The 26,608-nt window shown below is 61.3% G+C and carries 25 protein-coding genes and 1 pseudogene; 15 read left to right on the top strand and 11 right to left on the bottom strand.

All coding sequences use genetic code 11. The annotated features are described in order from the left end of the window. The first annotated feature begins 5 nt into the window (after positions 1-5). Positions 6-1,259, top strand: coding sequence for a lytic murein transglycosylase (locus FHT75_RS15080; protein WP_088930315.1), 1,254 nt, complete (start codon positions 6-8; stop codon positions 1,257-1,259). Positions 1,260-1,265: 6 nt separating this feature from the next. Here FHT75_RS15080 and FHT75_RS15085 read toward each other — a convergent pair whose 3' ends face one another. Continuing rightward, the gene (locus FHT75_RS15085) at positions 1,266-1,721 is read right to left on the bottom strand and encodes a GNAT family N-acetyltransferase (RefSeq protein WP_063473530.1); all 456 of its coding nucleotides are present in this window, start codon (positions 1,719-1,721) and stop codon (positions 1,266-1,268) included. A gap of 8 nt (positions 1,722-1,729) precedes the next feature. Then, positions 1,730-3,409: an MFS transporter gene (locus tag FHT75_RS15090; RefSeq protein ID WP_176707318.1), complete on the bottom strand. Its 1,680-nt coding sequence runs from the start codon at positions 3,407-3,409 to the stop codon at positions 1,730-1,732. A 197-nt stretch (positions 3,410-3,606) separates the two neighbouring features. Between FHT75_RS15090 and rimP the strand changes: the two genes are divergently transcribed. The 9 genes from rimP to FHT75_RS15135 all read left to right on the top strand — a co-directional run bounded on the left by rimP (position 3,607) and on the right by FHT75_RS15135 (position 15,064). Then, positions 3,607-4,212, top strand: a complete 606-nt coding sequence (gene rimP / locus FHT75_RS15095) for a ribosome maturation factor RimP (protein ID WP_047617361.1) — start codon at positions 3,607-3,609, stop codon at positions 4,210-4,212. Between the two features lie 59 nt (positions 4,213-4,271). Further along, a complete protein-coding gene (gene nusA / locus FHT75_RS15100) occupies positions 4,272-5,873 on the top strand; it encodes a transcription termination factor NusA (protein WP_047617359.1) in 1,602 nt (533 codons plus the stop codon). Then, on the top strand, positions 5,870-6,565 hold the full coding sequence (locus FHT75_RS15105; RefSeq protein ID WP_088930316.1) for an RNA-binding protein: 696 nt from the start codon (positions 5,870-5,872) through the stop codon (positions 6,563-6,565). The genes nusA and FHT75_RS15105 overlap by 4 nt, the downstream gene beginning before the upstream one ends. A gap of 101 nt (positions 6,566-6,666) precedes the next feature. Beyond that, on the top strand, positions 6,667-9,417 hold the full coding sequence (infB, locus tag FHT75_RS15110) for a translation initiation factor IF-2 (RefSeq protein WP_097544483.1): 2,751 nt from the start codon (positions 6,667-6,669) through the stop codon (positions 9,415-9,417). A 153-nt stretch (positions 9,418-9,570) separates the two neighbouring features. Next, positions 9,571-9,975 carry a 30S ribosome-binding factor RbfA gene (rbfA, locus tag FHT75_RS15115; protein ID WP_047617355.1) on the top strand — a complete coding sequence of 135 codons (405 nt, stop codon included), beginning with the start codon at positions 9,571-9,573 and terminating at the stop codon, positions 9,973-9,975. 13 nt (positions 9,976-9,988) lie between these two features. Continuing rightward, entirely contained in the window at positions 9,989-10,921 is a 933-nt protein-coding gene (gene truB / locus FHT75_RS15120) for a tRNA pseudouridine(55) synthase TruB (RefSeq protein ID WP_063473395.1), read from the top strand. A 268-nt stretch (positions 10,922-11,189) separates the two neighbouring features. Next, positions 11,190-11,459: a 30S ribosomal protein S15 gene (rpsO, locus tag FHT75_RS15125; protein WP_047617353.1), complete on the top strand. Its 270-nt coding sequence runs from the start codon at positions 11,190-11,192 to the stop codon at positions 11,457-11,459. 373 nt (positions 11,460-11,832) lie between these two features. Further along, a complete protein-coding gene (gene pnp / locus FHT75_RS15130; RefSeq protein ID WP_047617635.1) occupies positions 11,833-13,971 on the top strand; it encodes a polyribonucleotide nucleotidyltransferase in 2,139 nt (712 codons plus the stop codon). Positions 13,972-14,047: 76 nt separating this feature from the next. Then, on the top strand, positions 14,048-15,064 hold the full coding sequence (locus FHT75_RS15135; protein WP_063473414.1) for a class I SAM-dependent methyltransferase: 1,017 nt from the start codon (positions 14,048-14,050) through the stop codon (positions 15,062-15,064). A 98-nt stretch (positions 15,065-15,162) separates the two neighbouring features. Here the strand turns inward: FHT75_RS15135 and fabI are convergent, their stop codons facing one another. Genes fabI through fabA form a run of 3 tightly spaced genes read right to left on the bottom strand, consistent with a single transcriptional unit; the run spans position 15,163 to position 17,767 of the window. Further along, positions 15,163-15,969 (bottom strand): enoyl-ACP reductase FabI, encoded by an 807-nt coding sequence (fabI, locus tag FHT75_RS15140; protein ID WP_063473396.1) that lies wholly within the window; start codon positions 15,967-15,969, stop codon positions 15,163-15,165. A 4-nt stretch (positions 15,970-15,973) separates the two neighbouring features. Next, positions 15,974-17,206, bottom strand: a complete 1,233-nt coding sequence (gene fabB, locus FHT75_RS15145) for a beta-ketoacyl-ACP synthase I (protein ID WP_047617350.1) — start codon at positions 17,204-17,206, stop codon at positions 15,974-15,976. A 45-nt stretch (positions 17,207-17,251) separates the two neighbouring features. Continuing rightward, positions 17,252-17,767 (bottom strand): 3-hydroxyacyl-[acyl-carrier-protein] dehydratase FabA, encoded by a 516-nt coding sequence (gene fabA, locus FHT75_RS15150; RefSeq protein ID WP_047617348.1) that lies wholly within the window; start codon positions 17,765-17,767, stop codon positions 17,252-17,254. A gap of 301 nt (positions 17,768-18,068) precedes the next feature. Between fabA and irrA the strand changes: the two genes are divergently transcribed. Beyond that, the gene (irrA, locus tag FHT75_RS15155; protein WP_047617346.1) at positions 18,069-18,488 is read left to right on the top strand and encodes an iron response transcriptional regulator IrrA; all 420 of its coding nucleotides are present in this window, start codon (positions 18,069-18,071) and stop codon (positions 18,486-18,488) included. A 13-nt stretch (positions 18,489-18,501) separates the two neighbouring features. Here irrA and FHT75_RS15160 read toward each other — a convergent pair whose 3' ends face one another. Next, positions 18,502-19,137, bottom strand: a complete 636-nt coding sequence (locus FHT75_RS15160) for a trimeric intracellular cation channel family protein (protein WP_063473397.1) — start codon at positions 19,135-19,137, stop codon at positions 18,502-18,504. A 288-nt stretch (positions 19,138-19,425) separates the two neighbouring features. Here FHT75_RS15160 and FHT75_RS15165 point away from each other — a divergent pair, with 288 nt between their 5' ends. Next, positions 19,426-19,899, top strand: a complete 474-nt coding sequence (locus FHT75_RS15165) for a hypothetical protein (RefSeq protein WP_029868354.1) — start codon at positions 19,426-19,428, stop codon at positions 19,897-19,899. A 97-nt stretch (positions 19,900-19,996) separates the two neighbouring features. On the opposite strand, the gene FHT75_RS15170 is transcribed toward FHT75_RS15165, so the two are convergent. Next, positions 19,997-20,785 (bottom strand): YdcF family protein, encoded by a 789-nt coding sequence (locus FHT75_RS15170; RefSeq protein ID WP_029868355.1) that lies wholly within the window; start codon positions 20,783-20,785, stop codon positions 19,997-19,999. Between the two features lie 67 nt (positions 20,786-20,852). Continuing rightward, entirely contained in the window at positions 20,853-21,575 is a 723-nt protein-coding gene (locus FHT75_RS15175) for a YoaK family protein (protein ID WP_029868356.1), read from the bottom strand. A 235-nt stretch (positions 21,576-21,810) separates the two neighbouring features. Here FHT75_RS15175 and FHT75_RS15180 point away from each other — a divergent pair. After that, positions 21,811-22,047: pseudogene (locus tag FHT75_RS15180) on the top strand (DUF2798 domain-containing protein). 508 nt (positions 22,048-22,555) lie between these two features. Here FHT75_RS15180 and FHT75_RS35655 read toward each other — a convergent pair. Then, positions 22,556-22,735: a hypothetical protein gene (locus FHT75_RS35655; RefSeq protein WP_183844870.1), complete on the bottom strand. Its 180-nt coding sequence runs from the start codon at positions 22,733-22,735 to the stop codon at positions 22,556-22,558. Between FHT75_RS35655 and FHT75_RS15185 the strand changes: the two genes are divergently transcribed. Continuing rightward, a complete protein-coding gene (locus tag FHT75_RS15185; protein WP_029868358.1) occupies positions 22,734-23,558 on the top strand; it encodes a universal stress protein in 825 nt (274 codons plus the stop codon). The genes FHT75_RS35655 and FHT75_RS15185 overlap by 2 nt on opposite strands. A gap of 113 nt (positions 23,559-23,671) precedes the next feature. On the opposite strand, the gene FHT75_RS15190 is transcribed toward FHT75_RS15185, so the two are convergent. Then, positions 23,672-24,037: a hypothetical protein gene (locus FHT75_RS15190; RefSeq protein WP_168333936.1), complete on the bottom strand. Its 366-nt coding sequence runs from the start codon at positions 24,035-24,037 to the stop codon at positions 23,672-23,674. Beyond that, the gene (locus FHT75_RS15195) at positions 24,037-25,638 is read right to left on the bottom strand and encodes an MBL fold metallo-hydrolase (RefSeq protein WP_183844869.1); all 1,602 of its coding nucleotides are present in this window, start codon (positions 25,636-25,638) and stop codon (positions 24,037-24,039) included. Before FHT75_RS15195 ends, FHT75_RS15190 begins: the two co-directional genes overlap by 1 nt. 124 nt (positions 25,639-25,762) lie before the next feature. Here FHT75_RS15195 and FHT75_RS15200 point away from each other — a divergent pair, with 124 nt between their 5' ends. Then, positions 25,763-26,596 (top strand): universal stress protein, encoded by an 834-nt coding sequence (locus tag FHT75_RS15200; RefSeq protein ID WP_097544487.1) that lies wholly within the window; start codon positions 25,763-25,765, stop codon positions 26,594-26,596. The last annotated feature ends 12 nt before the right edge of the window (positions 26,597-26,608 follow it).

Here is a 26,608-nt window from a genome sequence, read left to right on the forward strand (position 1 = left end):
TGCCTATGCCGAAAGATGTTCCACGGCGGCTATTCGCACTCGCCCTAGCGACCGCCCTCCTCCCCCTCTCCGCCCTCGCAGCCCCTTCGAAAGCCGATGTCGAAGCGCAGTTCGAGACATGGGTACGGAAAGACCTCTGGCCGGAAGCGAAGGCGGGCGGGATTTCCGAGAAGACCTTCCAGGCTGCCTTTTCCGGCATCACGCTGAACTGGAACCTGCCCGATCTTGCCCCGCCCGGCTTCCCGCCGCCGAAGGAGCAGAAGCAGACGCAGGCCGAATTTTCCTCGCCCGGTCCCTATTTCAACGAGGACCGGCTGAAGAAGCTTGCCGCAACGGGGCGCGGCTTTGCGGCGCAATACGGTTCAACGCTGAAACGCATCGAGAAGACCTATGGCGTGCCCGGCTCGATCGTGCTGGCCATCTGGGGCCGGGAGACAGGCTTCGGTGCGGCGAAGATCCCGAACTCGGCAATCGAGGTGTTGGCGACCAAGGCCTTCATGTCGACGCGCAAGGAGATGTTCCGTACCGAGCTGGTGGCCGCACTCCATATTCTCGATGGCGGTGATGTCGCACCGGCCGATTTCAAGGGGTCGTGGGCGGGCGCACTCGGCCAGCCGCAATTCATGCCGACCAGCTATCTGAAATATGCCGTGGATTTCGATGGCGACGGCCATCGCAACATCTGGACCTCGGTGCCCGATACGCTCGCCTCGATCGCCAATTTCCTGGTCAAGAAGGGCTGGCAGCGCGACCGCGACTGGGGCTTCGAGGTGTCGATCCCGGAGGCGGTTTCCTGCGCGCAGGAGGGGCCCGATCTGGCAAAGCCGCTGTCGCACTGGGCCTCGCTCGGCATCGACCGCATCTCCGGCAAGGGGTTTCCCTCCAGCGAGATGAAGGCTGAAGGCATGATGCTGGTGCCGGCCGGCCGCGACGGGCCGGAATTCATCGTCACGCCGAATTTCTACATCATCAAGGAATATAATAATTCCGATCTCTACGCGCTCTATATCGGCAATCTCGCCGATCGGATCGCCTATAATGGCGGCGCCTTTGAGGGCAGATGGGGCGATGTCGGCAAGATGTTGCGCTCGGATGTCGCCGCCATGCAGAAGGCGCTGGAACGGCAGGGCTATGATGTCGGCGGTTCCGATGGTCTGCCAGGCTACAAGACGCGGCGTTCGATCGGCCAGTGGCAGGCCAAGAACGGCATGAAGCCGACATGTTTTCCCGAAGCGACGATGAAGGGCAAGCTGAAGTAACCGGCTTCAGAGACTGCGCTTCAGCCCTTCATGGCTGGCCAGAAAACCGAGCTTCTCGTAGAAGCGGATTGAATCCGCCCGCGTCTTGTCCGATGTCAGCTGCACGAGGCCGCAGCCACGCTCGACGCATTGGGCGATCGCCCATGCGATGAATTCAGAGCCGAGGCCCGAGCCGCGAAGGTCGCTGGCAACACGCACGCTTTCGATCTGACCGCGCCACATGCCTGTTCTCGAAAGGCCGGGAAGAAAGCTCAGCTGCAGGCAGCCGACGACACGATCGGCCGCGTCGGTTGCGACGGCCAGCAGCTGATTGGCGTCCGCCTCGATCGCCGCGAAGGCCGAGAGATACCGTGCGTCGACGGGATCGGTAACGATCTCCCTGGCGCCGCCGAGATCGTCATCGGCCAGAAGCCGGACGATGGCGGCAAGATCGGATTGGCGGGCGAGCCTGAACCTGTACATGGCCGTTCTCAATGATGCAGATCGATCGGCGCCTTGTGGAAGACGTCGTTATCAGGCGGAATAGCCTGGCGTTCGATCATGCGGTGAACATGCGGCAAACCTTCGCCGCGGTGAAGCGCGCGAAGCCTGTCGATGTTTTCGGCATCGGCCTGCGTGCGCCGCTGGTTGTGTCTTATATATTCGACCCAGGTCGACGTATGGTAGGTCTCCGTCCAGAGCCCGGGATTTTCGAGATCGCGCATCAGCGCCCAATTGCGGGCGCCGTCGCGGATGCGGATGCGGCGGCGCTCACCCATCAGCGTCATGAATTCGGCAAGGTCGGTATCGGCGATCTCGTAGTCGACAAGGATGACGATCGGGCCACTGCGCGGCGTGATGTCGAGGCTCAGGGCCGGCTCGATGAAGCGGTTCAGCGGATCGAGGTTGAGCGAAGCGAAGGCCGGCATGGAAAAACGCAGGCCGATCGCGATGCCGAGCAGCATGACGACCGATGACATCAGCAGCGCATCGGCAACGCCATAACGATCGGCGGCAACGCCCCACAGCCAGCTGCCGCCGGCAATGCCGCCAAAGGTGACGGTCTGGTAGAGCGACAGCGCCCGGCCGACCACCCAGCGCGGCGTCGAAAGCTGGACGATGGTGTTGAACAGCGAAAGTGCGGAGACCCAGCAGGCGCCGGAGACGAGCAGCCCGGCGGAGGTGAGGACGGCACTCGGGCTCACGGCGGCGATGACGGCGCTCAGCGCGAAGCCGGCAAAGGCCATGCGGATGATCGTCTCGCTGGAAAGCACCTGGCGAAGCCTCGCATTCATCACCGCGCCGCCGATCGCGCCGATGCCGAAGGCGCCGAGCATGAAACCATAGGTCAGCGGCCCGCCGGCAACGAGATCGAGGGCAACGACCGGCAGCAGCGCCAGGATCGAGCTGGCGCCGATGCCGAAGAGCAGGCCCCTGACGAGGACCTTTTCGAGATTGGGCGACATCGAGATATAGCGCAGGCCGGAAAAGATGGCGCTGCCGAGCGCCTCCCGCGGCAGGGTCGAGACCGGCGTGGCCGGCCGCCAGCGCAGCAGGGCATAGATCAAGGCGAAGTAACTCACCGTGTTCACCGCAAAGGCCGCGGCCGCGCCGGCAGCGGCGACGATGACGCCGCCGATCGCCGGGCCGACGCTGCGGGTGATGTTGAAGCCCATGCTGTTCAGGGTGACGGCGCCCGGCAGATCGGCGCGCGGCACCATGTCGCCGACCGAGGCCTGCCAGGAGGGATTGTTGAGCGCCGTGCCGCAGCCGATCAGGAAGGTGAAGAAGAGCAGCAACCAGGGTGTGATCCAGCCGAGAAGGGCCGAGGCCGTCAGCAGCGCCGAAACCGTGAGCATCATGCATTGCGCCGTCAGCATGACCCGGCGACGGTCATAATTATCGGCCAGCGCGCCCGATATCAGCGAAAACAGCATGATCGGCAGCGCCGTCGAGGTCTGCACCAGCGCGACCATGTCCTCCGAGGCGGTAATGGTCGTCATCATCCAGGCAGCGCCCACCGCCTGGATCAGGCCGCCGAAATTCGAGGAAAGGCTCGCGAACCAGATGGTGCGGTAGGTATCGTGCCGCAAAGGCGCCAATGTCGAGGAAGTGTAGGCCACGATTTCTCCCGCTTTTGTTATTGCGCCCCAGCGGCAATATATGCGCAAGACCGGCGCTGGCCATAGGCCTGTTCACGCGCGGCAAGCGAATTGGCGGAATCGGTCGCGGACCTTGCAATTTCGGAAAAACCCGACTATATGCCTCTCAAATTCTTGATCGCTTGATGAAGAGTGGGCCGCAAGGACCCGCTCTTTTTTATTAGCGCGATCGCCCGAACAGCTTGAAATTGCGAGGAGCGCACCGCTTGTCGGACATGACAAACGCAGACAACGAACTTGAGCCGCGGCTGATTACCGAAACCGGGCTCGACCAGCGTCTTGCCGATATCATCGAACCCGTCCTCGTCGGCCTGGGCTTCCGGCTTATCCGCGTCCGCATGCTGAACCAGAACGGCGCGACGATGCAGGTCATGGCCGAACGCAACGACGGCACGATGACGGTTCAGGACTGCGAAGAAATCTCGATGGCGATTTCTCCCGTCCTCGATGTGGAAGATCCGATCGATAAAGAGTATCATCTCGAGGTGTCTTCGCCCGGCATCGATCGTCCGATGGTGCGGAAATCCGATTTCGTCCGCTGGCAGGGCCACCTTGTGAAATGCGAGACGTCGATCTTGATCGACAATCGCAAGCGCTTCCGCGGCAAGATCGTCGAAGCAGGCGCAGATGGTTTCACGCTCGAGCGTGACCAGGTCGCCTATGGGGAAGAGCAGAAGGTCACCATTCCCTTTACGGCGCTCAGCGATGCGAAGCTCATTCTGACCGACGACCTGATCCGCGATGCGTTGCGCGCCGACAAGCTGGCAAAAGCACAGGCCGCCAACCAGAACGAAGCGGACGACCAAGAATAACCGATCAACAGACCGCTCCAGGGACGGGAACCCTGGAGTAAAGACGGAGAAACAAGACAATGGCAGTCAGTGCGAACCGGCTCGAACTTCTGCAGATCGCAGATGCAGTGGCGCGCGAAAAGGTCATCGACCGCGAGATCGTGCTGGCCGCAATGGCCGACGCTATCCAGAAGGCGGCACGCTCCCGTTACGGCACCGAGTCCAACATCCGGGCCGACATCAATCCGAAGACCGGCGAAATCCGCCTGCAGCGCCTGCTCGAAGTCGTCGACAAGGCCGAGGATTATTCGACGCAGATCCCGCTGGAGCTGGCCCGCGACCGCAATCCGGACGCCGCACTCGGCGACTTCATCGCCGACCCGCTGCCGCCGATGGATTTCGGCCGCATTGCCGCCCAGTCCGCCAAGCAGGTGATCGTGCAGAAGGTGCGTGAAGCCGAGCGCGACCGCCAGTTCGACGAATTCAAGGATCGCGTCGGCGAAATCGTAAACGGTACCGTCAAGCGCGTCGAATATGGCAACGTCATCGTCGATCTCGGCCGCGGCGAAGGTATCATCCGCCGCGACGAAATGATCCCGCGCGAAAACGTGCGCTATGGCGATCGCGTCCGTGCCTATGTCTATGATGTCCGTCGCGAGCAGCGCGGCCCGCAGATCTTCCTGTCGCGCACGCATCCGCAGTTCATGGTGAAGCTGTTCACCATGGAAGTGCCAGAAATCTACGACGGTATCATCCAGGTGAAGTCGGTCGCCCGCGATCCGGGTTCGCGCGCCAAGATCGCGGTGATCTCGAACGACAGCTCGATCGATCCGGTCGGCGCCTGCGTCGGTATGCGCGGTTCGCGCGTCCAGGCCGTCGTCGGCGAGCTCCAGGGCGAGAAGATCGATATCATTCCGTGGAGCCAGGACCCGGCGACCTTCGTCGTCAACGCCCTGCAGCCGGCCGAAGTCGCCAAGGTCGTTCTCGACGAGGATGCCGAGCGCATCGAAGTCGTCGTTCCCGACGAGCAGCTGTCGCTTGCGATCGGCCGCCGCGGCCAGAACGTCCGGCTGGCCTCGCAGCTGACCGGCTGGGACATCGACATCATGACGGAGGCCGAGGAATCGGAACGCCGCCAGAAGGAATTCAACGAGCGCACCAACCTGTTCATGGATTCGCTCGACGTCGACGAGATGGTCGGCCAGGTTCTGGCCTCCGAAGGTTTTGCCGCGGTTGAAGAACTGGCCTATGTCGATCTCGACGAAATCTCCTCGATCGACGGTTTCGACGAGGAGACGGCGCAGGAAATCCAGCAGCGCGCCCGCGAATTCCTCGAGCGTCTCGAAGCCGAGATGGACGAGAAGCGCAAGGCGCTCGGCGTCCAGGACGAACTGCGTGAAATCGACGGCATGACCGCCCAGATGATGGTGGCGCTCGGCGAAGACGGCATCAAGACGATCGAGGACTTTGCCGGTTGTGCGGCCGACGATCTCGTCGGCTGGACGGAGCGCAAGAACGGCGAAACGAAGAAGTTCGAGGGTCTGTTCTCGAAATTCGACGTCTCGCGCGTCGAGGCGGAACAGATGATCGTCCAGGCCCGCCTCTCGGCCGGCTGGATTACCGAAGAGGACCTGGCGAAGGGGACCGAAGAAGAGGTCACCGAAGCCGAACAAGAAGCATGATGACCGTGCATGAGCCGGACGCTCTCCCTGATGAGGACGACGATCTTGCAGGTTATGACGTGAACGGACGCATGTGCATCGTGACGCGCGAAAGCGGATCGCCGGAAGAGTTGATCCGCTTCGTTGCCGCTCCCGATGGAACTATTGTCGCCGACCTGAAGCGCGAGCTTCCGGGACGCGGATGCTGGGTGAAAATCGACCGGTCGCTGGTCGACCGGGCGGTGGCGAAGAAGCTCTTCGCCCGCGCACTGAAAATGGATGTGAAGGCGGCGGACGATCTCGGCGCGAGCGTCGATCGGCTGCTTGCGGCGCAATTGATGCAGATGATGAACATGGCGCGGAAAGCCGGCCAGTTCGTCAGCGGGTCCGCGAAAGTGGATGCCGCGGTCAGAAGCGGAGCAGCGCTTGCGGTGTTCCACTCGACTGAAGCAGCGGACGACGGCGTCCGGAAAATCGACCAGGCCCGCAAGGCCTGGCACCTCGGAATGGAGACCGAGGAGGAGATACCTTCCTTCCGTCTCTTCTCGGAGAGCGAAATGGAAGGCCTGATGGGCCAGAATGCTTTTATCCATGCCGCAGTGCTTGCAGGGCAGGCGGGTGAGGGTGTAGTGAAGCGCGCAAAGATGCTCGAACAGTACCGTATTGGCGGTCAGTCCCGGGCAGCGGGCGGCGCTGGCCGGCAAAAACAATGACGTGGTCACCGGCATCGGCCGGTCCCATTCTCATTGATCGACAGTATTGAACGACAGGGTCTGATCTAGTCATCGCTCCCTGTCCGAAGGAACGGGAACGAATGACCGATAGTAACGACGACAAGACAATCAGCGTGACGGGCAAAAAGACGCTTACCCTGAAACCATCGGGGATGAGCCAGGGCACCGTTCGCCAGGATATGGGTCGAGGTCGCACCAAAGCGGTCGTCGTCGAGACCCGTAAGCGGCGCCCGATGCGCCCGGAAGACGAAAAGCCGATCACACCTGTCGCTCCCGCGCCCGTCCGCGCAGCCGAACCGGCGCCTGCACCCGTGCAGGCACGCCCGCAGCAGCCGACGCCGGCACCGCGGGTTCAGCAGGGCAACAACAGCCAGACCAATCAGCGTCCGCAGCAGCCCTATCAGCAGCCGCGCTCGAACGATCGTCCGCGTCCGGTGGTGCTGAACCATCTGTCTCCGGAAGAGATGGACGCCCGCCGCCGCGCATTGGCCGAATCCCAGGCGCGCGACGCCCAGGACGCCATTCGCCGCGCCGAGGAAGAAAAGCGCCGTGCGGCCGAAGAGGTTGTCCGCAAGGCGGCCGAAGCGGAAGAAGCAGCCCGCAGGGCCGCCGAAGAGGCTGTCCGACAGGCGGAAGCGCCCGCTGCTGCCGAACCGGCAGCCGCCGCGGCCGCACCGGCTCCTGCTGTGGCCGAAGCTCGCTCCAACGCTCCGCGGCCGGCATCATCGGCGCCTGCTGCGCGCCGGCCCGATGCCGCAACACCCGCTGACGCCCGTCCGGCGCCGGGCGCCGCCGCACCGGCCGGTGTCCGTGGCCGTCGCAACGACACCGAGGATGACGATCGCGGCGCTGCGCGCGGCGGTCCGGCCCGTGGCCGTGTCGTTCGCCCGGAACCGGCAAAGCCGGTCACGACGCGTCCGAAGACGGAAGAAGAGCGCCGCCGCGGCAAGCTGACGATCACCACCGCTGACGCAGATGGCGACGACAATGCTCGTGGCCGTTCGCTTTCGGCGATGCGCCGCCGGCAGGAGAAGTTCCGCCGCAGCCAGATGCAGGAAACCCGCGAGAAGATCTCCCGCGAAGTCGTTCTGCCTGAGACCATCACCATTCAGGAGCTGTCGCAGCGCATGTCCGAACGCGCCGTCGACGTCATCAAGTACCTGATGAAGGAAGGCCAGATGATGAAGCCGGGCGACGTCATCGACGCCGATCTTGCCGAACTCATCGCCGGCGAATTCGGCCATACGGTCAGGCGCGTATCGGAATCCGACGTCGAACTCGGCATCTTCAACGTGTCCGACGAAGATGGCGAACTGGTTTCGCGCCCGCCCGTCGTTACCATCATGGGTCACGTCGACCACGGCAAGACCTCGCTGCTCGACGCCATCCGCCATGCCAACGTGGTTGCCGGTGAAGCCGGTGGCATCACGCAGCATATCGGCGCCTATCAGGTGGAGCAGAACGGCCAGAAGATCACCTTCATCGACACCCCCGGCCACGCCGCCTTCACGGCTATGCGTGCCCGCGGCGCCCAGGCGACCGACATCGCGATCCTGGTCGTCGCAGCCGACGACAGCGTAATGCCGCAGACGATCGAATCGATCAACCACGCCAAGGCGGCCGGTGTTCCGATCATCGTTGCGATCAACAAGGTCGACAAGCACGAAGCGGATCCGCAGAAGGTCCGTAACCAGCTGCTGCAGCACGAAGTCTTCGTGGAATCCATGGGCGGTGAAGTGCTCGACGTCGAAGTTTCGGCCAAGACCGGCAAGAACCTCGACAAGCTGCTCGAGGCGATCCTGCTGCAGGCGGAAATTCTCGACCTCAAGGCCAATCCGAACCGGACGGCGGAAGGCACTGTCATCGAAGCCCAGCTCGACCGCGGCCGCGGTGCGGTCGCGACCGTGCTCGTCCAGAAGGGTACGCTGCGTCCTGGCCAGATCATCGTCGCCGGCGACGTCTGGGGCCGCGTGCGCGCGCTCGTCACCGACAAGGGCGACCATGTGAAGGAAGCCGGTCCGGCAATGCCGGTCGAAGTGCTCGGCCTGTCCGGCACGCCGCAGGCCGGCGACAAGTTCGCCGTCGTCGAAAGCGAAAGCCGCGCCCGCGAGATCTCGGAATACCGTCAGCGTCTGGCCCGCGACAAGGCGGCTGCCCGCCAGTCGGGACAGCGCGGTTCGCTGGAACAGATGATGATGCAGCGCCAGAGCGCCGGCATCAAGGAGTTCCCGCTTGTCATCAAGGGTGACGTGCAGGGCTCGATCGAAGCGATTGCCGGCGCGCTGGAGAAGCTCGGCACCGACGAGGTCCGCGCCCGCATCGTCCATTCTGGCGCCGGCGGCATCACCGAGTCGGACATCTCGCTCGCCGAAGCCTCGAACGCGGCCATCATCGGCTTCAACGTTCGTGCAAATACGCAGGCACGCCAGTTCGCCGAACGCGAAGGCATCGAAATCCGCTACTACAACATCATCTACGACCTCGTGGATGACGTGAAGGCAGCGATGTCGGGCCTGCTGTCTCCGGAACGCCGCGAAACCTTCATCGGCAACGCCGAGATCCTCGAGGTGTTCAACATCACCAAGGTCGGCAAGGTCGCAGGCTGCCGTGTCGTCGAAGGCAAGGTCGAACGCGGTGCGGGCGTCCGCCTCATCCGCAACGACGTCGTCGTTCACGAAGGCAAGCTCAAGACCCTCAAGCGCTTCAAGGACGAAGTCTCCGAAGTGCCGATGGGTCAGGAATGCGGCATGGCCTTCGAAAATTACGAAGACATGCGCGCCGGCGACGTCATCGAGTGCTTCCGCGTGGAACACATCACGCGCACGCTCTAAACCGCTGCGCACGATATATCAGCCCGAACGCCATTCGCCAGCCGGCGGATGGCGTTCGGGCATCTGCCGACTTGACCTTTTGGAACAAAAGAGTCATGGACGCTCTCCTTTGACGGGTTCGATTCCCAGCCGCATCGGCAAATAGAGATAACAATGACCAGACCAACTTCCTCCGCGCCTTCGCAGCGCATGCTGCGCGTTGGCGAACAGGTTCGCGCCGCTATCACCCAGGTGCTTCAACGCGGCGAAGTGCGCGACGACGTCATCGAGGCGACCGTGATCTCGATCTCGGAAGTGCGCATGTCGCCGGATCTCAAGATCGCCACCGCCTATGTGACGCCGCTCGGCGTTTCCGACCATAGCGTGGTCATCGAGGCGTTGAACCGTCATGCGAAGTTCATCCGCGGCCGGCTCGGGCCGCAGCTTCGGCAGATGAAATACATGCCGGAGGTGCGCTTCCGCGACGATACCAGCTTCGACAATTACAAGAAGATCGACGAGCTGCTGCGTTCGCCCGAGGTCCAACGCGACCTCGACGGCGATAATGACGAACAATAAACAGAAGAGACGCATGTCCAAACCACGCAAACCCAAGGGCCGGCCGATTTCCGGCTGGCTGATCCTCGACAAGCCGGTGGATTTCGGCTCGACGGAAGCCGTTTCCAAGATCAAGTGGCTCTACAAGGCACAGAAGGCCGGCCATGCCGGAACGCTCGATCCGCTCGCCTCCGGCATGCTGCCGATCGCGCTCGGCGATGCGACGAAGACCGTTCCCTATGTGATGGACGGCCGCAAGATCTACGAATTCACCGTGAGCTGGGGCGAAGAGCGCGCGACGGACGATCTCGAGGGCGAGGTGACCGAAAGCTCGGACAAGCGCCCAAGCGAACAGCAGATCCGCGATATCCTGCCTGGATATATCGGCACCATCAACCAGGTGCCGCCGCAGTTTTCCGCTATCAAGATAGCGGGCGAACGCGCCTATGATCTGGCGCGCGAAGGCGAAGCCGTCGAAATCCCGTCGCGCGAGGTCGATATCTTCCGGCTGACGTTGCTCGCCTGCCCGGATGCCGATCGCGCGCATTTCGAAGTGGAATGCGGCAAGGGCACCTATGTCAGAGCGCTCGCGCGCGATTTCGGCCGAGAGCTCGGCTGCTTCGGCCATGTGTCGGGGCTGCGACGCACCTTCGTCGCGCCCTTTGCGGAAGAGGCCATGGTGCCGCTTGCCGATCTCGTGGCACTGGAGGCGATCGAGGATATGGACGAGCGGCTTGCGGCCCTCGACGCGCTGCTGATCGACACCTGCGAAGCGCTCTCGTCCCTGCCCCATCTGGTCATCAATGACGACCAGGCACACCGGCTGAAGATGGGTAACCCGATCCTGGTGCGTGGCCGCGATGCGCCGGTTGCCGAAAGCGAAGCTTATGCGACGGCCCGCGGCAAGCTGATCGCAATCGGCGAAATCGGCCAGGGCGAGTTTCGCCCGAAGCGCGTCTTCGGCTGATCGGCTATCCCAATGCATGTCGCCCAAAAGTGCGCAGCGGTTTTGGGGATAACGACATGCATAAATCAAAGACCTAAAGCGCGTCGCATGAATCCGGATTGACGCGACGCGCTTTAGAGAGGCACAGTTTTACGCCTCTTCCCTTTGCTGCCTGAATGGTTTATAGGCAGCGCCAGCATCGGGTACGCCCGATTGCATTCGCGGCCAAAGCTGGACGACATCCCGGCTTTTGGCGACCTTTATCTCCTCTCTTAGAAAGGATCACCCGATGTCGATCACTGCTGAGCGCAAGGCTGCGCTGATCAAGGAATATGCGACCGTTGAAGGCGATACCGGTTCTCCGGAAGTCCAGGTCGCGATCCTGACCGAACGCATCAACAACCTGACCGAACACTTCAAGGACCACAAGAAGGATAACCATTCCCGCCGTGGCCTGTTGACGATGGTTTCGAGCCGCCGCTCGCTTCTTGATTATCTCAAGAAGAAGGATGAAGGCCGCTATTCCAAGCTGATCGCCAGCCTGGGTATCCGCCGCTAAGATTGTCCGGCGGGCGCTTCCGAGCGTCCGCCGGATCTGTTTCGGGACAAGGCTCCCGATGAAATGTTCCAGCCGCGCCCTATCTAAGCGGTGGAACGACCGGCAGACCCGGATGGGCCGGATCTGCCAAACCAACCGTTGACCTGTCATGGGGCAGGATTGCCGGATGCTTTCGGCCAAGGCTCATCAGTGAGTGCTGGCCCGGTTCCCCAGGGAACCTTCGGGTTGCTGGAAATCTTCGGATTTCCCGGGAACCCGAGGAATGAAAAGCCTCCCGTTGTCTTGCCCGTGATACGTCACATTGATTGCGGTCGACTGTGCGCTGCGCCTTGATATCGGCGATGGCGCGTGCTCCCGCATTGAAGGACAAGACATGTTTGATACACACACCGTGGAAATCGAGTGGGCCGGCCGCCCGCTGAAGCTTGAAACCGGCAAGATTGCCCGTCAGGCCGACGGCGCGGTTCTCGCCACCTACGGCGAAACCGTCGTTCTTGCCACCGTCGTCTCGGCCAAGGCGCCGAAGCCCGGCCAGGACTTCTTTCCGCTCACCGTCAACTACCAGGAAAAGACCTATGCAGCCGGCAAGATCCCCGGCGGCTATTTCAAGCGCGAAGGCCGTCCGAGCGAGAACGAGACCCTCGTTTCCCGCCTGATCGACCGCCCGATCCGCCCGCTCTTCCCGGAAGGCTACAAGAACGACACGCAGGTCGTCGTCACCGTCATCCAGCACGACCTTGAAAACAATCCGGACATCCTGTCGATGGTCGCCACTTCGGCCGCGCTGACGCTGTCCGGCGTTCCCTTCATGGGCCCGGTCGGTGGTGCACGCGTCGGCTACATCAACGGCGAATACGTTCTCAACCCGCATCTCGACGAGATGGACGAATCGAGCCTCGATCTCGTCGTCGCCGGCACCTATGACGCCGTGCTGATGGTGGAATCCGAAGCCAAGGAACTCAACGAAGACGTCATGCTCGGTGCCGTCATGTTCGGCCACAGGGGCTTCCAGCCGGTTCTCGACGCGATCATCAAGCTCGCCGAAGTTGCCGCCAAGGAGCCGCGCGACTTCCAGCCGGAAGATTACTCCGCTCTCGAAACCGAAATGCTCGGCCTTGCCGAAGGTGAACTTCGCGAAGCCTACAAGATCACCCAGAAGGCCGACCGCTACGCCGCCGTCGATGCCGTCAAGGCGAAGGTGAAGGCACACTTCCTCCCCGAGGAAGGCGAAGCCAGGTACACGGCCGAGGAAGTCGGCGCGATCTTCAAGCATCTGCAGGCGAAAATCGTCCGCTGGAACATCCTCGACACCAAGAGCCGCATCGACGGCCGCGACCTCGAAACCGTCCGTCCGATCGTTTCGGAAGTCGGCCTTCTGCCGCGTACGCATGGTTCGGCGCTGTTTACCCGTGGTGAAACGCAGGCGATCGTGGTTGCCACCCTCGGCACCGGCGAAGACGAGCAGTATGTCGACAGCCTGACGGGCATGTACAAGGAGCGCTTCCTGCTCCATTACAACTTCCCTCCCTACTCTGTTGGCGAGACCGGTCGCATGGGCTCCCCGGGTCGCCGCGAAATCGGCCACGGCAAGCTCGCATGGCGCGCGATCCGTCCGATGCTGCCGACGCCTGAGCAGTTCCCCTACACGCTGCGTGTCGTCTCCGAGATCACCGAGTCGAACGGCTCGTCCTCGATGGCAACCGTCTGCGGCACCTCGCTCGCTCTGATGGACGCAGGCGTTCCGCTGGCCAAGCCGGTTGCCGGTATCGCCATGGGTCTGATCCTGGAAGGCGATCGCTTCGCCGTCCTCTCCGACATTCTCGGTGACGAAGACCACCTCGGCGACATGGACTTCAAGGTCGCCGGTACCGCCGACGGCATCACCTCGCTGCAGATGGACATCAAGATCGCCGGCATCACCGAAGAGATCATGAAGGTTGCCCTCGGCCAGGCCCAGGGCGGTCGCGCCCACATTCTCGGCGAAATGGCCAAGGCCATCACCGAAAGCCGCGGCCAGCTCGGCGAATTCGCTCCGCGCATCGAAGTCATGAACATCCCGGTCGACAAGATCCGTGAAGTCATCGGCTCCGGCGGCAAGGTCATTCGCGAAATCGTCGAAAAGACCGGTGCAAAGATCAACATCGAGGACGACGGCACCGTCAAGATCGCCTCCTCCTCCGGCAAGGAAATCGAAGCGGCCCGCAAGTGGATCCACTCGATCGTTGCCGAACCTGAGATCGGCCAGATCTACGAAGGCACTGTTGTCAAGACCGCCGACTTCGGCGCCTTCGTGAACTTCTTCGGCGCCCGTGACGGCCTCGTCCACATCTCGCAGCTTGCTTCCGAACGCGTCGCCAAGACGCAGGACGTTGTCAAGGAAGGCGATAAGGTCTGGGTCAAGCTGCTCGGTTTCGACGAACGCGGCAAAGTTCGCCTGTCGATGAAGGTCGTCGACCAGGCCACCGGCCAGGAAATTGCGAACGACAAGAAGAAGGAAGAAGCGGCCGAATAAGCCGCATCTCCCAGATTTGATTCCGGGCGCGGGAATCTTCCGCGCCCTTTTTGTATCCGAAGTCGAGACGAGATCCATGAGCCGCGAGACGCTGAAGACCCTGTTCCATCCCTTTGCCAGCGGCACTGTCGAGGCGCCCGGCGAGGGCGAGCGTGTGCTCTTCCTCGGCGCCGAGGCAGGCTTTGCGCTGCCGGACGGCTTTGCCGCCTCGCTCAGCGCCGTCCAGGGCTTCCGGCCGCTCTATCGGCAGCTGCTGGCGCAGCGGATCGAAGCGAAGCCGGAGATCGACGGCGACGACTACGATGCGGCTCTGGTGCTCTGCACGAAGCACAAGGGCGAGAACGAAGCCAACCTCGCCGCGGCGATCGCGCGCACACGGGTCGGCGCCCTGATCGTCGTCGCCGGTGCGAAGGAAGACGGCATCCAGCCGCTGCGCAAGCGGTTGGAAGGTTTCAATCTCGCCGTCGACCATATGCCGAAATATCACGGTGTCGCCTTCTGGTTCGGCCGCCCTGCCGATGCCGGCGAGATCATCTCGAAGCTGGCAAAGGCGCCGGTGCGCGTCGACGGCCGTTTCCATGCGACCGCCGGCATGTTCTCGCATGACCGGATCGATGCCGGATCGGAACTGCTCGCTTCGCGCCTGCCTGAGGATTTCACCGGCGACGTTGCGGATTTCGGCGCCGGATGGGGCTATCTCTCCGTGGAACTGGCGCGGAGATCGCGTGGACTGACCCGCCTCGACCTCTACGAGGCCGATCACGCGGCTCTGGAGGCGGCCAGGGACAATCTGGCGGAGAACTGCCCGAACGCGCCTGCGCGCTTCTTCTGGCACGATCTGGCGGGCGAACCGGTCAAGGACAAATACGATCTCGTCATCATGAACCCGCCCTTCCACGAAGGTCACGCCGCCGAACCTTCGCTCGGCCAGGCCATGATCAAGACCGCCGCATCCGCCCTGCGCGGCGGCGGCCGCCTGATGCTCGTCGCCAATCGCGGCCTGCCTTACGAGCCGGTTCTGGCAGCGAATTTCAGGGAAAGCGGTGAAACCTGCCGCAACGCCCGCTTCAAGGTGCTGTGGGCGAAGAAATAGGGCTCAAGCGGCTTCGATACCGATCATCCCAACCGATACAACAAAAAGGCCGTGCGCATCATCTGCGCACGGCCTTTGAGTTTCAATCGGGTCGTTGTTTATTCGACATCCGCCTTGCGCAGCGTTTCCAGCGTCGGCATGGAGGTGACGTTAAACCCTGCGTCGACAAAGTGGATCTCGCCGGTGACGCCGGCGGACAGGTCGGAGAGCAGGTAGAGCGCCGAATTACCGACCTGATCGATGGTCACGGTCTTGCGCAGCGGCGCATTGCGCTGGTTCCAGGAGAGGATCGCGCGCGCATCAGAGATGCCGGCGCCGGCAAGCGTGCGGATCGGGCCGGCGGAAATGGCGTTGACGCGGATGCCGCGCGGACCGTAATCGGCGGCGAGATAACGCACCGAGGCCTCGAGCGCGGCCTTGGCAACACCCATGACGTTGTAGTTCGGGATGACGCGCGTCGAACCATTATAGGTCAGCGTCAGCATCGCACCGCCATCTTCCATCAACGGAGCGCAGCGCTTGGCGATCTCGGTGAACGAGAAACAGGAAATGACCATGGTGCGGCTGAAATTCTCCCGCGTCGTATCGGCGTAGAGACCCTTCAGCTCGTTCTTGTCGGAGAAACCGATGGCGTGGACGATGAAATCGAGCTTGCCCCAGCGCTCACCGAGCGCGTCGACCACGGCATCGACCGAGGCGATGTCCTCGACGTCGCAGGGCAGCACGAAATCCGAATTGACCTCGGCAGCCAGCGGCTTGACGCGCTTGCCGAGCGCATCGCCCTGATAGGTGAAGGCGAGTTCCGCACCCTGTGCGGCGAGAGCTTTCGAAATCCCCCAGGCGATCGAGTGGTTGTTTGCGACGCCCATGATAAGCCCGCGCTTACCCTGCATGATTCCCGACATGTTGTTATCCGTTATAACGCTGGAAGACCAGCGTGGCGTTGGTGCCGCCGAAGCCGAAGGAGTTGGAGAGGGCAATGTCGATCTTCGCGTCGTCGATCCGTTTGCGCACGATCGGCACGCCTTCGAATTCCGGATCGAGCTCGGCGATATGGGCGCTTTCGCCGATGAAGCCTTGCTGCATCATCAGCAGGGAATAGATCGATTCCTGCACGCCGGCAGCACCCAGCGAATGGCCGGTCAATGACTTGGTCGACTGAATATGCGGAATCCTGGAGCCGAATACCTCGCGGATGGCGCCAATTTCCTTGCTGTCGCCGACCGGCGTCGAGGTGCCGTGGGTATTGATGTAGTCGACGTCGCCTTTGACGGTGGCGAGCGCCTGGCGCATGCAGCGGATAGCCCCCTCGCCCGAGGGGGCAACCATGTCGTAGCCGTCCGAAGTTGCTCCGTAACCGACGATTTCGGCATAGATCTTTGCACCGCGGGCCTTGGCGCGCTCCAGTTCCTCGAGCACCAGCACACCGGCGCCGCCAGCGATGACGAAACCGTCGCGGTTGACGTCATAGGCGCGCGAGGCGCTGTCCGGCGTGTCGTTATATTTGGAGGACATGGCGCCCATGGCGTCGAAGAGGTTGGACATCGTCCAGTCGAGATCTTCGTGGCCGCCGGCAAACATCACGTCCTGCTTGCCCCACTGGATCATTTCGGCGGCATTGCCGATGCAATGCGCCGAGGTCGAGCAGGCCGACGAGATCGAATAATTGACGCCGTGGATCTTGAACCAGGTGGCAAGCGTCGCCGATGCGGTCGAGGACATCGCCTTCGGCACGGCGAAGGGGCCGATGCGCTTCGGGCTGTTGTTCTTCACGGTGATCTCGGCAGCCTCGATCAGGGTGCGGGTAGACGGACCGCCGGAACCCATGATGATGCCGGTGCGCTCGTTGTTGCCGATGTCCTTGTCCTCGAGACCGGAATCGGCGATCGCCTGCTTCATGGCGACATGGTTCCAGGCGCCGCCCTGCGACAGGAAACGCATGGCGCGGCGGTCGACCAGTTCGGCAAGTTCCGCCGAACCGAGCTTTGGACTGCCCCATACCTGGCATTTGAAACCATGTTCGGCGAAATCGCTCGAAAAGGAGATACCCGACTTTGCCTGCCGCAAGGATTCGGTGACTTCGGCCGCGTCGTTTCCGATCGAGGACACGACACCCAGACCCGTGACAACTACCCGTCTCATCTGATCAAACCTTTGTTGTTTTCGTCCGTCGCTCGAAATGCGGTTTCAGGCCGTCTTGTCTTTCGATAGACCGACGCGAAGGTCGGCCGCCTGATAAATGGTTTCGCCGTCCGCCTTCAGCCAGCCGTCGGCCGTGCCGAGGACCAGACGGCCGCGCATGACGCGCTTGAAGTCGATGCCATATTCGATCAGCTTCGTATGCGGCCGGACCATGCCCTTGAATTTCACTTCACCTGTCGAAAGCGCCATGCCGCGGCCTTCCTCGCCGAGCCAGCCCAGGAAGAAACCGGTCAGCTGCCACATGCCGTCGAGACCAAGGCAGCCCGGCATGATCGGATTGCCTTCGAAATGGCAGGGAAAATACCAGTCGTCGGGGCGCACGTCATATTCGGCCCTGAGGTAGCCCTTGTCGAAGGCTCCGCCGGTTTCGGAAATGTCGGTGATACGATGAACCATCAGCATGGGCGGCAGGGGCAGCTGCGCATTGCCGGGGCCGAACAGCTCGCCATGTGCGCAAGCGATGAGTTCGTCGTACGAGAAGCTGGACTGTCTGGTCGTCATAAAGTTTCTTTTTCCCCCCGCGTGAAGCCGATGGATGTGAACGTGTAGTCCAAGTTCTTCAGAAAATGAAGCACGAGCAAGGCAGCTTCATTCATCGCCCCGGACCAGGCTTGCGCCATTATTTGGTGGTCGCATACAGGAAGGCCAGGGCCGCGACCAGACCTATTTGCGTCAAAAGCCGGTTTTTGCCGCGTTTATCAGGCTCTTGCCCTCATTGAACTATTGAAAGGCTCCGGTGCAAAAGTTATACCGCTTGAAGAAACATGATTGCTTTATGCCAGAATAACCGGAGTTGGTCTTGATGACGGGTACGCTCCCGATCGCAATAGAGGTAAGGCTGCGCGGTGCAGGACTGCGCCCTACCCGCCAGCGTGTGGCGCTCGGCGACCTCCTGTTTGCCAAGGGCGACCGGCATTTGACCGTCGAGGAACTGCATGAGGAGGCGGTTGCCGCCGGTGTGCCGGTTTCGCTGGCAACCGTCTACAACACGCTGCACCAGTTCACGGAAGCCGGTCTGATCCGCGTCCTCGCCGTCGAAAGCGCCAAGACCTATTTCGACACCAATGTGTCCGACCATCACCATTTCTTCATCGAAGGCGAGAACGAGGTGCTCGACATTCCCGTCAGCAACCTGACGATCGGCAATCTGCCGGAACCGCCAGAGGGCATGGAGATCGCTCATGTCGACGTGGTGATCCGGCTGCGGGCAAAGCAGGGCTGACGACACCGCCGCTTCACATGACATCGTCGGGATGCCGGCCGGGCTTGTGCTTGTAGGTCGGGAAGGTCCAGCCGAACCACAGGGCTCCGCCGCGCACCGCAAAGGCCGCCACGACGCCGCAGGCAGACGCCAGATAGAGCTGCATTCCGAGCGCATTGGCCGCCGTGAACACACCGGCGCCGATGAGGGCCGCGGTCACGTAGATTTCCGGCCTCAACAGCACCGAAGGCTCGTTTGCCATCAGATCACGCAGGATGCCGCCGAAGGTCGCCGTCAGCGTGCCGGTGACGATCGCGATGGTCGGGGAGCCGGTGGCGGCAAGGCCCTTGGCGGCGCCGATCACGCAATAGGCGGCAAGGCCGATCGCATCCAGCCAGATCAGCAGACGATAGCGCGATTCCAGCAGGTGGGCGGTGAAAAAGACGATGACGCCCATGATGCAGCAGACGAGGATATAGCCTGGGTTCAGCACCCAGAAGACCGGAACGCGGCCGAGCACGATATCACGTACCGTACCCCCGCCCGTTCCCGTCACCATGGCGAAAAACAAAAAACCGATGAGGTCCAATTGCTTGCGTGACGCGGCGAGCGCGCCTGTCGCGGCAAACAGCGCAATGCCGGCATAATCGAGATAGACGAGCAAGGACATGCGAACCCCGAACCGGCAGACGTTCAGAGCATGATGCCGAAAAGTGTGAGCGGTTTTCTCATGACATCATGCTCTAACTCTTGAATTGACAACAGGATTCAGATTTTAGGCCAATTAGGCCTAAAATCATTCTGTTCTCGAGAACAGAACCACGGCGGCAAGGGCGGCGCAAGGCGGGGGCGCCATAAAGCTAGAGTCTTTACGTGATGCATGTCGTTGTCCTAGAACCGCTGCACAGTTTTGGCGACATGCATTGGGCCACAGAGCCTTTATCCAAAGAGGAAAGCCGTGAAAACGCTGGTGCTCGCCGTTCTGAATATCGTCCTGCTGCTTGTCATGCCGGCTGTCGCCTTCGGCCAGCAATCGCTGATTTCCGATCCTGAGATCTACGAGAAGAAACATTTCCAGGAGCAGTGCAAGACGGCCGAATTTGCCGACGGCTTCGTCACCCGGCAGGACATCAACAATGACGGTCTGATCGACGCGGTGGTCAATGAGGGTCAGCTGACCTGCGACGGGCAGAAGGGGCCGCAATGCAATGACGACGGCTGCACCTATAATTTCTACCTGCAGGTTGCCGAAGGCGGTTATTTCATGATCGCGACGGCGCAGATCTATGGTTACGACTTCGTCCAGCGCTTCGGCAACATGGTGCTGGCGATGAAGATGCATCCGCGTTTCTGCGACCGCACGGAGGGCGATCCCTGCATCGTGACGGCCCGCGTCCGCGGCACGAAATTCGTCACCATCTCGAAGAAATAGCTCAGCATATGACCCGAAATCGGAATCGATATTCGGGTCATGCGCAAAGTCAAAGCGATCGAGCGTCCTTGGCGCGTCCTGTTGGACGCGCGGCGCTCTATTGCGGATAAAGTTCCGACGTGCGGCCGGCGAGATAATAGCCGACCAGGCCGTACCATTCGCGGATGGCGGTTGCCAAGTTCTGGGCATTGAGGTTCGGCTGGGTGAAATCCAATCCAAGTCTCACCTGGCCGTCGGTGCGATAATCGGTCGGCCAGGGCACGATATCGATGCCGAGCTTGCGGAAGATGCCGACGGATCGCGGCATATGAAAACCCGAGGTGATCAGCAGGCAATGGGAAAGCCCCTGGCTTGCCAGGAATTCCTTGGTGTTGACGGCGTTCTCGAAGGTCGTGCGCGATTGTCTCTCCTCGATCAGGCGATCCTTGCCGACGCCGAAGAGCGGGAAGAACCGCTCGGATGCCGCCGCATCGCCTTCGTAGATGCCCGAGATCGAGCCGTCGCCGCCCGATACCAGAATGCGCGACTGCGGAAATTTTTGCGCGAGCCGCAGAGCTTCGACGAAGCGGTCGGCTCCGCCATTGAATTCTATGCCGTGGCGCGCCGTGTTCACCTCGTTTTCGAAGGCGCCGCCGAGCACGATCATGCATTGCAGGTTGTCGGGATCGGCGGTCGGCTTTGCGAAGCGCTGCTCGAGACCCTGCATCAGGAGGTTGCCAGCCGTGGTGTAGAGCGTAACGAAAAGGATGAGGGCCGAACCAGCTGCGCCGAGGATACTTAAGATACGCCAGCGCAGAAGGCCGGCAATGAGGGCCAAGAAGACGAGGAAGAATGCCAGCGACAGCGGCTGAGCAAAAATCCAGACAAGCTTCGAAATCAGGAACAAGACCCACTCCTTGAGGATTGGCGGCGGTCCCTTCTATCCGATTCGACGGTAACAGGAATGCGACGGTCTATTTCGCGCGCCGCACGACCGATCCGTGCGGCGGGATCTTCTGATTGAAGCGGCGCTGGAGCGGCCGCGGGATGAGCATGGCGACAAGCGCCAGCGCCATGGCAAAGAGGGAGACCAGCCACAGCGCATGCGCTCCGGTCAGCCGCGTCAGGACGGCGCCGACGATTGCACCAAGCACCATGCCGCCCCAGGGTACGATCTGGATCGTCCATTCGACACGACGATCACCGATGATCCAGCGGCCGATCCCGCGGCCGAAGCGCGACAGGGCACCGGTTACATAGGTCAGGCCGATCGGCAGGCCTTCGATGTGCTCGACGGCGGCGTTCACCATGCCCATGGAAAAAACGATCAGGTAGAACCGGGCGAAGAGCATGTTTTGCACCGTCATCATCGAGGCGAGCGCCAGGACGAGGCCGACGCAGCCAAGCACCACGAAGATGCGGCGTTGCGAAAGATGAGAGATGACGATGCCTGCCGCATTGCCGAGCACGAAGACGATGATGGCAGAGACCAGGACTGCCGCGTGATAAAGATTGCCCTCACTCAAGGCGAGTGCGGCCCGCGTCGTATTGCCGGTCATGAAGGAAACGAAATCGCCGGTGAGCAGAAGACCGGTTGCATCAGTCATACCGGCGAGAAACGAAATCGAGCCGACGAGGGCGAGCCCGGTCAGGGTTCGTCTGGTCCGGATGATGCGGCGGCGTCTTGCTCTGGTCATTGGCTGAAGGTCCTGGAGCCGAATCGCTGATTGCGGCAACAAGGATAATTCCTTTCGTTGAGGAATTGGCAAAGACGATCGGAAGGAGGTGAGGCGGACTTGAACGGCAAGACATTTTCGGCCATAGAGACGGCGTTGCTTCAGATCGAAGCTCCGTAAGCGTTTACGTCAATCAACGCGCAACCCGCCGTTCGGCGCTGCGCAATTGTCTGATCGGCACCTTACGGAGATCGAAATGCTCAAAGGCAAACTCCCTAAACGTTACAATACGATCATCATGCCGTTCATCCTCTCGCTGCTGATGACGTCAGTCGTCTCGGCGATCAGTATCGTGAGAGCCCAAGGCCTGACCGCGCCTGCCCTTGCTATGTGGCCCTCGGCATGGCTGCTCTCCTAGGCGATCGCCTTTCCTGTCCTGCTACTGGTGCTGCCGGTGGTCAAGCGGCTGACGGCTGTGATCGTTGAGGCGTGAGGAGCGCGAGGCGCCGGCGGGCTGCGCAAGCGGCCTGCCGGAAGCGTTCCGCCGCCCACGCGTAGCTCCCACCCTGCAGGACCTTGCCATTCGTTCAGCAAGCCGTCTCCTTTGATGTGTATCAAGGCATGCTTTTCGAGCAGGGATAAGGTCCGGCAACTTGCCCAGGCAGTCCAACAACATTCCTGCGGCAGGTTTTCCAAAGAGATCAATCGGTCGGGAGATAGGGTGATGCCATTAAAACTGATCAGTGGAATGATGAAGTCGTCCGGCGAGGAAGCGTTGCTTGCGATGGATGCGGGCGGCGCAAATTAGATGGTCGTCATTGACAGGGGAGCTCTTCAGGAGGTCGCAGAACCACGACGCTGCGACGAAAGCCGGCTTCAGGAAAATATCGATTTGTTCAGCCGGATTGCCTCCGCGAAATATGATTGCGGCGACGTCGAACCGGATGGGCGCATCCGAATTGGCGCGGACGATCTGCTTGCATGGCGGCAGAGTGCGCATGTCAAAAGCAAGCCGGCAAGCATAGCTTGATCGGTCCATAGCTTGCGCCGGCAAGCCTATCGATCAACACCGTCGTCACGCAGAAGGCGCCCTCTTTGACGTACGTCAATTCATAATTCCAGGGCGGTGCGAGAGTGTGGCGAATATCAGCTCTCGCCTCTTTCCGTTTGGAGATCAGCATGAAGCAACACCTCTTTCTTCCGCTCCTCACCTATCCGGATGCAACCTCGGAATTCATGATCGCCAACGCCGTCGCACTTGCGCACCACATGCAGGCGACGCTGACCGTCTGTGCGGTGGAGATTACCGTTCCCGACGTGTCCAATGCCCTGTCGTCGCTGATCATCGATGCGGCGAAGATGGCGCGGGATGCCGGGGCGCTCAGCCGCAAGCGTGCCTCGGCGCTGACCCGGATGGCGGTCGATGCGGCAAAAGGCGCTTCCGTGGATGTGCGCACGCGCGAGATCAAGACTGCGGAGCCTTTCGTCGTCGAGGTCCTTTCGGAAGCATCGCGCGCCTACGATCTCGTGCTTCTGGAATCGGCCGGGATCTCCCGTCCGATCGTCGAGGCGGTGCTGTTTGCGTCAGGTCGGCCGCTCATCCTATATCCGTCCGCACCTTTCGGCGGCCGGATGGATCACGTCGCCATCGCCTGGGATGGCAGCCGCGCTGCCGCACGGGCGGCACATGATGCCTCGTTTTTCCTGGAACGGGCTTCCAAGGTCTGCCTGCTTTCCGTCATCGACGAGAAGCCGGTGGAATTCGAGACCGGCGATTATCTGGTGGAGAATCTGCTGAAGAGCGGTGTCGTCGCGGAGGCGACGCGCGTGCGTGCGCGCGGCGAACCAGTCGGAGAGGTGCTGCAGACCAAAGCCTTCGAATTGCGGGCAGACCTTCTCGTCATGGGCGGGTTCGGCCATTCGCGTCTGCGCGAATTCGTGCTCGGCGGCGCTACTCAAGCCGTGCTGACCAATATCAGCTTGCCTATCCTGCTGTCGCATTGAGCACTGGCACGCCATCTTCAACGATCGAATTCGGAGCAAACGGCTCCGAACTCGTATCGCCAGAACAGTCGAAGGCATGGAACATATGCACGCCGGTTATTCTCCCTTCCAACCTAACGACCGGAAGGACCATGCATCTCCCTCAGCCGACGAATCGTCTCGCAGCCGCCAGGTTTCGATGAAACCGTCCGCTTCCTGCCGGCCGCTTCGGCCGCCGCCTCCACCAGTTGAAAAGCATATTCCACGGCCGCTTCCGTATCATCGTGGCAGAGCTTTTCCGCCTGGCAGCGGGTTTCGAGCGATCGTCTGATCCGGCGTTTGATGGCAGGCACAACGGCATCGTTCGTGTGAGCGAAAAGGTGCCGCAGGCAGCTGGTAGCGACCACTTCCGAAACCAGAAGTTTTCCTTCGATTTCGCCGAGCGTCGGCACGGCAAATCGCGCTCCTCCGCTCTGGCAGTCACGATCTGTAACCAACATCATTGTTCTCCCATTTCATCATCGAGCGCTCTTTTCACCCGACGCAGGATCACCGCTCGTCCCTTCCGATCAGGTCGACGGCGCAAGCGCTCTTCCAAGTCGATAACGATCGACTGGTACTCATTGTGCCAATCAGGATGGCCAACCTCTTGTGGTGCAAGACGCGGGCGCGGGGAAGCAGGGCCCAAGAGTTCCGCGCCTTGCCGCGTCAGGCGGTAACAAGCATCGAGCGAGGGGATAAGGATCGTGATATCCGGCTGCTCCAATGCCAAACGGGATTTCAACTGGTCGCGCGCTGCATCTTCGCCATGAACCAGGAACAATCCTGTTCGAACCGGTTTGCGCGCTGCCACCCACTGCATCAATTCGGTCGCATCGGCATGACCACTATACGCCTCCAGAGAGTGAATGGTTGCACGCACGACGATTTCATCGCCTTGGATCCTGACCGTGCGCGCTCCGTCTTGGAGTAGACGTCCGAGCGTTCCCTCCGCCTGAAAACCGACGATGAGAACACTGCCCTCATCGCGCCAAAGCCAGTTCTTGAGCCGATGGCGAATCCGGCCCGCCTCGCACATTCCGCTTGCCGCGATGATAATGTGGAAGCCACGGATAAGGTCGAGCGCCTTCGATTGCTCGGCGGTTTCCGTGAAGCGCACGTTCTTCGAATTCAATGCTTTGACCAGCAAATTTCCGTTCGCCATGGCGCGCGCGTAACGCTTGAATATCGCAGTGGCGCGCGACGCGAGCGGCGAGTCGATCACGATCGGACAGCGCGGCAGACTGCCTTCGTCCATCAGGATGTTGAGATCAGCCAGAAGCTCCTGGGTTCGTTCGACCGCAAAGGACGGGATCAGCAAAGCGCCGCTTGGATGATGGGCCTTCAGCACAATTTCAAGGAGCAGCCCGCGCCGTGCTTCATCCGAAACTTCGTCCCGCTCGCGATCGCCATAGGTGCTTTCGCAGATGACATAGTCGAACCCCTGGGGCGCTTCGGGTGCAGCCTCCAGCAATTTATGCTGAGGCCCGATATCGCCCGAAAACAGCATTCGGGTCGGTTCATCCGTTCCCGAAAGCTCGATTTCGACCGATGCGGAGCCGAGAAGATGGCCGGCGTCCCAGAACCGGAAGCGGAGGTGGCCAGAGAGCTCGTGCCATTCCTTATGAGCGACGGCTTGAAATTGCGTCATCGCGACTCGTGCGTCATCCGCGTTGTAAATTGGTTCTATGGCGTCGCGTGATCTCCAGCGATTGCGGCGATTGAGCTGCTCGACCTCCGATTCCTGGATATGGCCGGAGTCCTGGAGCATGATCCCGCACAGGTCCAAGGTGGCAGCGGTACAGTAAATATGTCCGGCAAACCCTGCCTTCACCAGCTTGGGGACTAGGCCCGAATGATCGATATGTGCGTGGGTCAAAATGACAGCGTCAACGGCGGCCGGCTCGAAAGGGAAAGGACGATAGTTCAGCTCCTTCTCCGTTTTCGATCCTTGGAACATGCCGCAATCGATCACGATCCGAACACCACGATGGTCCAAAAGAAAGCAGGAGCCGGTCACCGATCCGGCTGCACCGTGAAAATATAAAACTGGATCTGACATGGCCTGCCCCCAATTGTTTACACATCCTAGCCGGCGGGAACACCGACCGCTTTGCGGCAGATCAATGAATGGGGGAGCAAGGGAGATTAGGGTTGGTCAATTCCAACAAGAGAGGCAACTGGTCATGACCATCAAAACTGTTTTGAGCGTCCTCGGCGTCAATCACTTCGACGAAGACTTGAAGGGCGCCATCGACTTTTGCGAAACCCACGGCGCCCATCTCACCGCAATGGCGATTTCGATGGGCGCAGCGCCCCCTATCGGTTCCTACGAGGTTGTCTCGACGGTCTGGGTCGAAGAACGTCAGCGCGAAATCGATCGCCTGGCCGATAAGAGTTCCGAGATCAAAGCAGTCCTCGCAAGGAGCGAGGTCTCTTTCGAGGTGCAGGAGATCTACACCGAATTCGCCTGGGCGGACGAAGATATTGCAGAGCGGGCACTCTATGCCGATCTCGTCCTGGTCGGCCCTCAGGCCGCCCGTGACCAGGAACTGCGGCGCAGGGTTATCGATGGTGCCCTGTTCCGGTCGCCGACACCGATGCTGATCAACCCGAGAAAGTCCAATGTCGGGCTTGCTCCAAAAGCGATCCTGCTGGCCTGGGACTCCAGCGACGAGGCTTCGCGCGCGGCACGTCAGTCGATCGAGTTCCTGCAGGCTGCTGAATCGGTGCATATCACGCTCGTCGATCCGCTGGCATCATCATCGGCGAATGGTGAAGAACCAGGCGCTGACGTTGCCACCTTTCTGGCACGCCACGGGGTGAAAGTTGATGTGGATTGCGTCGCAAGCGGCGGCCGCCGCGTCGATGAGGTGCTGCGGCAGCATGCCGCCGATGTCGCTGCCGACATGATCGTCATGGGCGCATATAATCATCCCCGGCTTCAGCAGCGTCTTTTTGGCGGTGTAACGCGATCGATGCTGGAGGAAACAAAAATTCCCCTGTTCCTCGCCCATTGAGCAAGACGCCCG

It is taken from the genome of Rhizobium sp. BK112, assembly GCF_014193215.1.
GTDB lineage: Bacteria > Pseudomonadota > Alphaproteobacteria > Rhizobiales > Rhizobiaceae > Rhizobium > Rhizobium anhuiense.

Excerpts from the sequence above, each read along its gene's own strand:
- FHT75_RS15185 (WP_029868358.1), top strand. The coding sequence starts at position 22,734 with ATGAAGCAACACCTCTTTCTTCCGCTCCTCACCTATCCGGATGCAACC.
- nusA (WP_047617359.1), top strand. The coding sequence starts at position 4,272 with ATGGCAGTCAGTGCGAACCGGCTCGAACTTCTGCAGATCGCAGATGCA.
- infB (WP_097544483.1), top strand. The coding sequence starts at position 6,667 with ATGACCGATAGTAACGACGACAAGACAATCAGCGTGACGGGCAAAAAG.
- rbfA (WP_047617355.1), top strand. The coding sequence starts at position 9,571 with ATGACCAGACCAACTTCCTCCGCGCCTTCGCAGCGCATGCTGCGCGTT.
- FHT75_RS15190 (WP_168333936.1), bottom strand. The coding sequence starts at position 24,037 with ATGTTGGTTACAGATCGTGACTGCCAGAGCGGAGGAGCGCGATTTGCC.
- fabB (WP_047617350.1), bottom strand. The coding sequence starts at position 17,206 with ATGAGACGGGTAGTTGTCACGGGTCTGGGTGTCGTGTCCTCGATCGGA.
- fabI (WP_063473396.1), bottom strand. The coding sequence starts at position 15,969 with ATGTCGGGAATCATGCAGGGTAAGCGCGGGCTTATCATGGGCGTCGCA.
- FHT75_RS15105 (WP_088930316.1), top strand. The coding sequence starts at position 5,870 with ATGATGACCGTGCATGAGCCGGACGCTCTCCCTGATGAGGACGACGAT.
- FHT75_RS35655 (WP_183844870.1), bottom strand. The coding sequence starts at position 22,735 with ATGCTGATCTCCAAACGGAAAGAGGCGAGAGCTGATATTCGCCACACT.
- rpsO (WP_047617353.1), top strand. The coding sequence starts at position 11,190 with ATGTCGATCACTGCTGAGCGCAAGGCTGCGCTGATCAAGGAATATGCG.
- FHT75_RS15195 (WP_183844869.1), bottom strand. The coding sequence starts at position 25,638 with ATGTCAGATCCAGTTTTATATTTTCACGGTGCAGCCGGATCGGTGACC.
- fabA (WP_047617348.1), bottom strand. The coding sequence starts at position 17,767 with ATGACGACCAGACAGTCCAGCTTCTCGTACGACGAACTCATCGCTTGC.
- irrA (WP_047617346.1), top strand. The coding sequence starts at position 18,069 with ATGACGGGTACGCTCCCGATCGCAATAGAGGTAAGGCTGCGCGGTGCA.
- truB (WP_063473395.1), top strand. The coding sequence starts at position 9,989 with ATGTCCAAACCACGCAAACCCAAGGGCCGGCCGATTTCCGGCTGGCTG.
- FHT75_RS15175 (WP_029868356.1), bottom strand. The coding sequence starts at position 21,575 with ATGACCAGAGCAAGACGCCGCCGCATCATCCGGACCAGACGAACCCTG.
- FHT75_RS15160 (WP_063473397.1), bottom strand. The coding sequence starts at position 19,137 with ATGTCCTTGCTCGTCTATCTCGATTATGCCGGCATTGCGCTGTTTGCC.
- FHT75_RS15080 (WP_088930315.1), top strand. The coding sequence starts at position 6 with ATGCCGAAAGATGTTCCACGGCGGCTATTCGCACTCGCCCTAGCGACC.
- FHT75_RS15200 (WP_097544487.1), top strand. The coding sequence starts at position 25,763 with ATGACCATCAAAACTGTTTTGAGCGTCCTCGGCGTCAATCACTTCGAC.
- FHT75_RS15135 (WP_063473414.1), top strand. The coding sequence starts at position 14,048 with ATGAGCCGCGAGACGCTGAAGACCCTGTTCCATCCCTTTGCCAGCGGC.
- FHT75_RS15085 (WP_063473530.1), bottom strand. The coding sequence starts at position 1,721 with ATGTACAGGTTCAGGCTCGCCCGCCAATCCGATCTTGCCGCCATCGTC.
- pnp (WP_047617635.1), top strand. The coding sequence starts at position 11,833 with ATGTTTGATACACACACCGTGGAAATCGAGTGGGCCGGCCGCCCGCTG.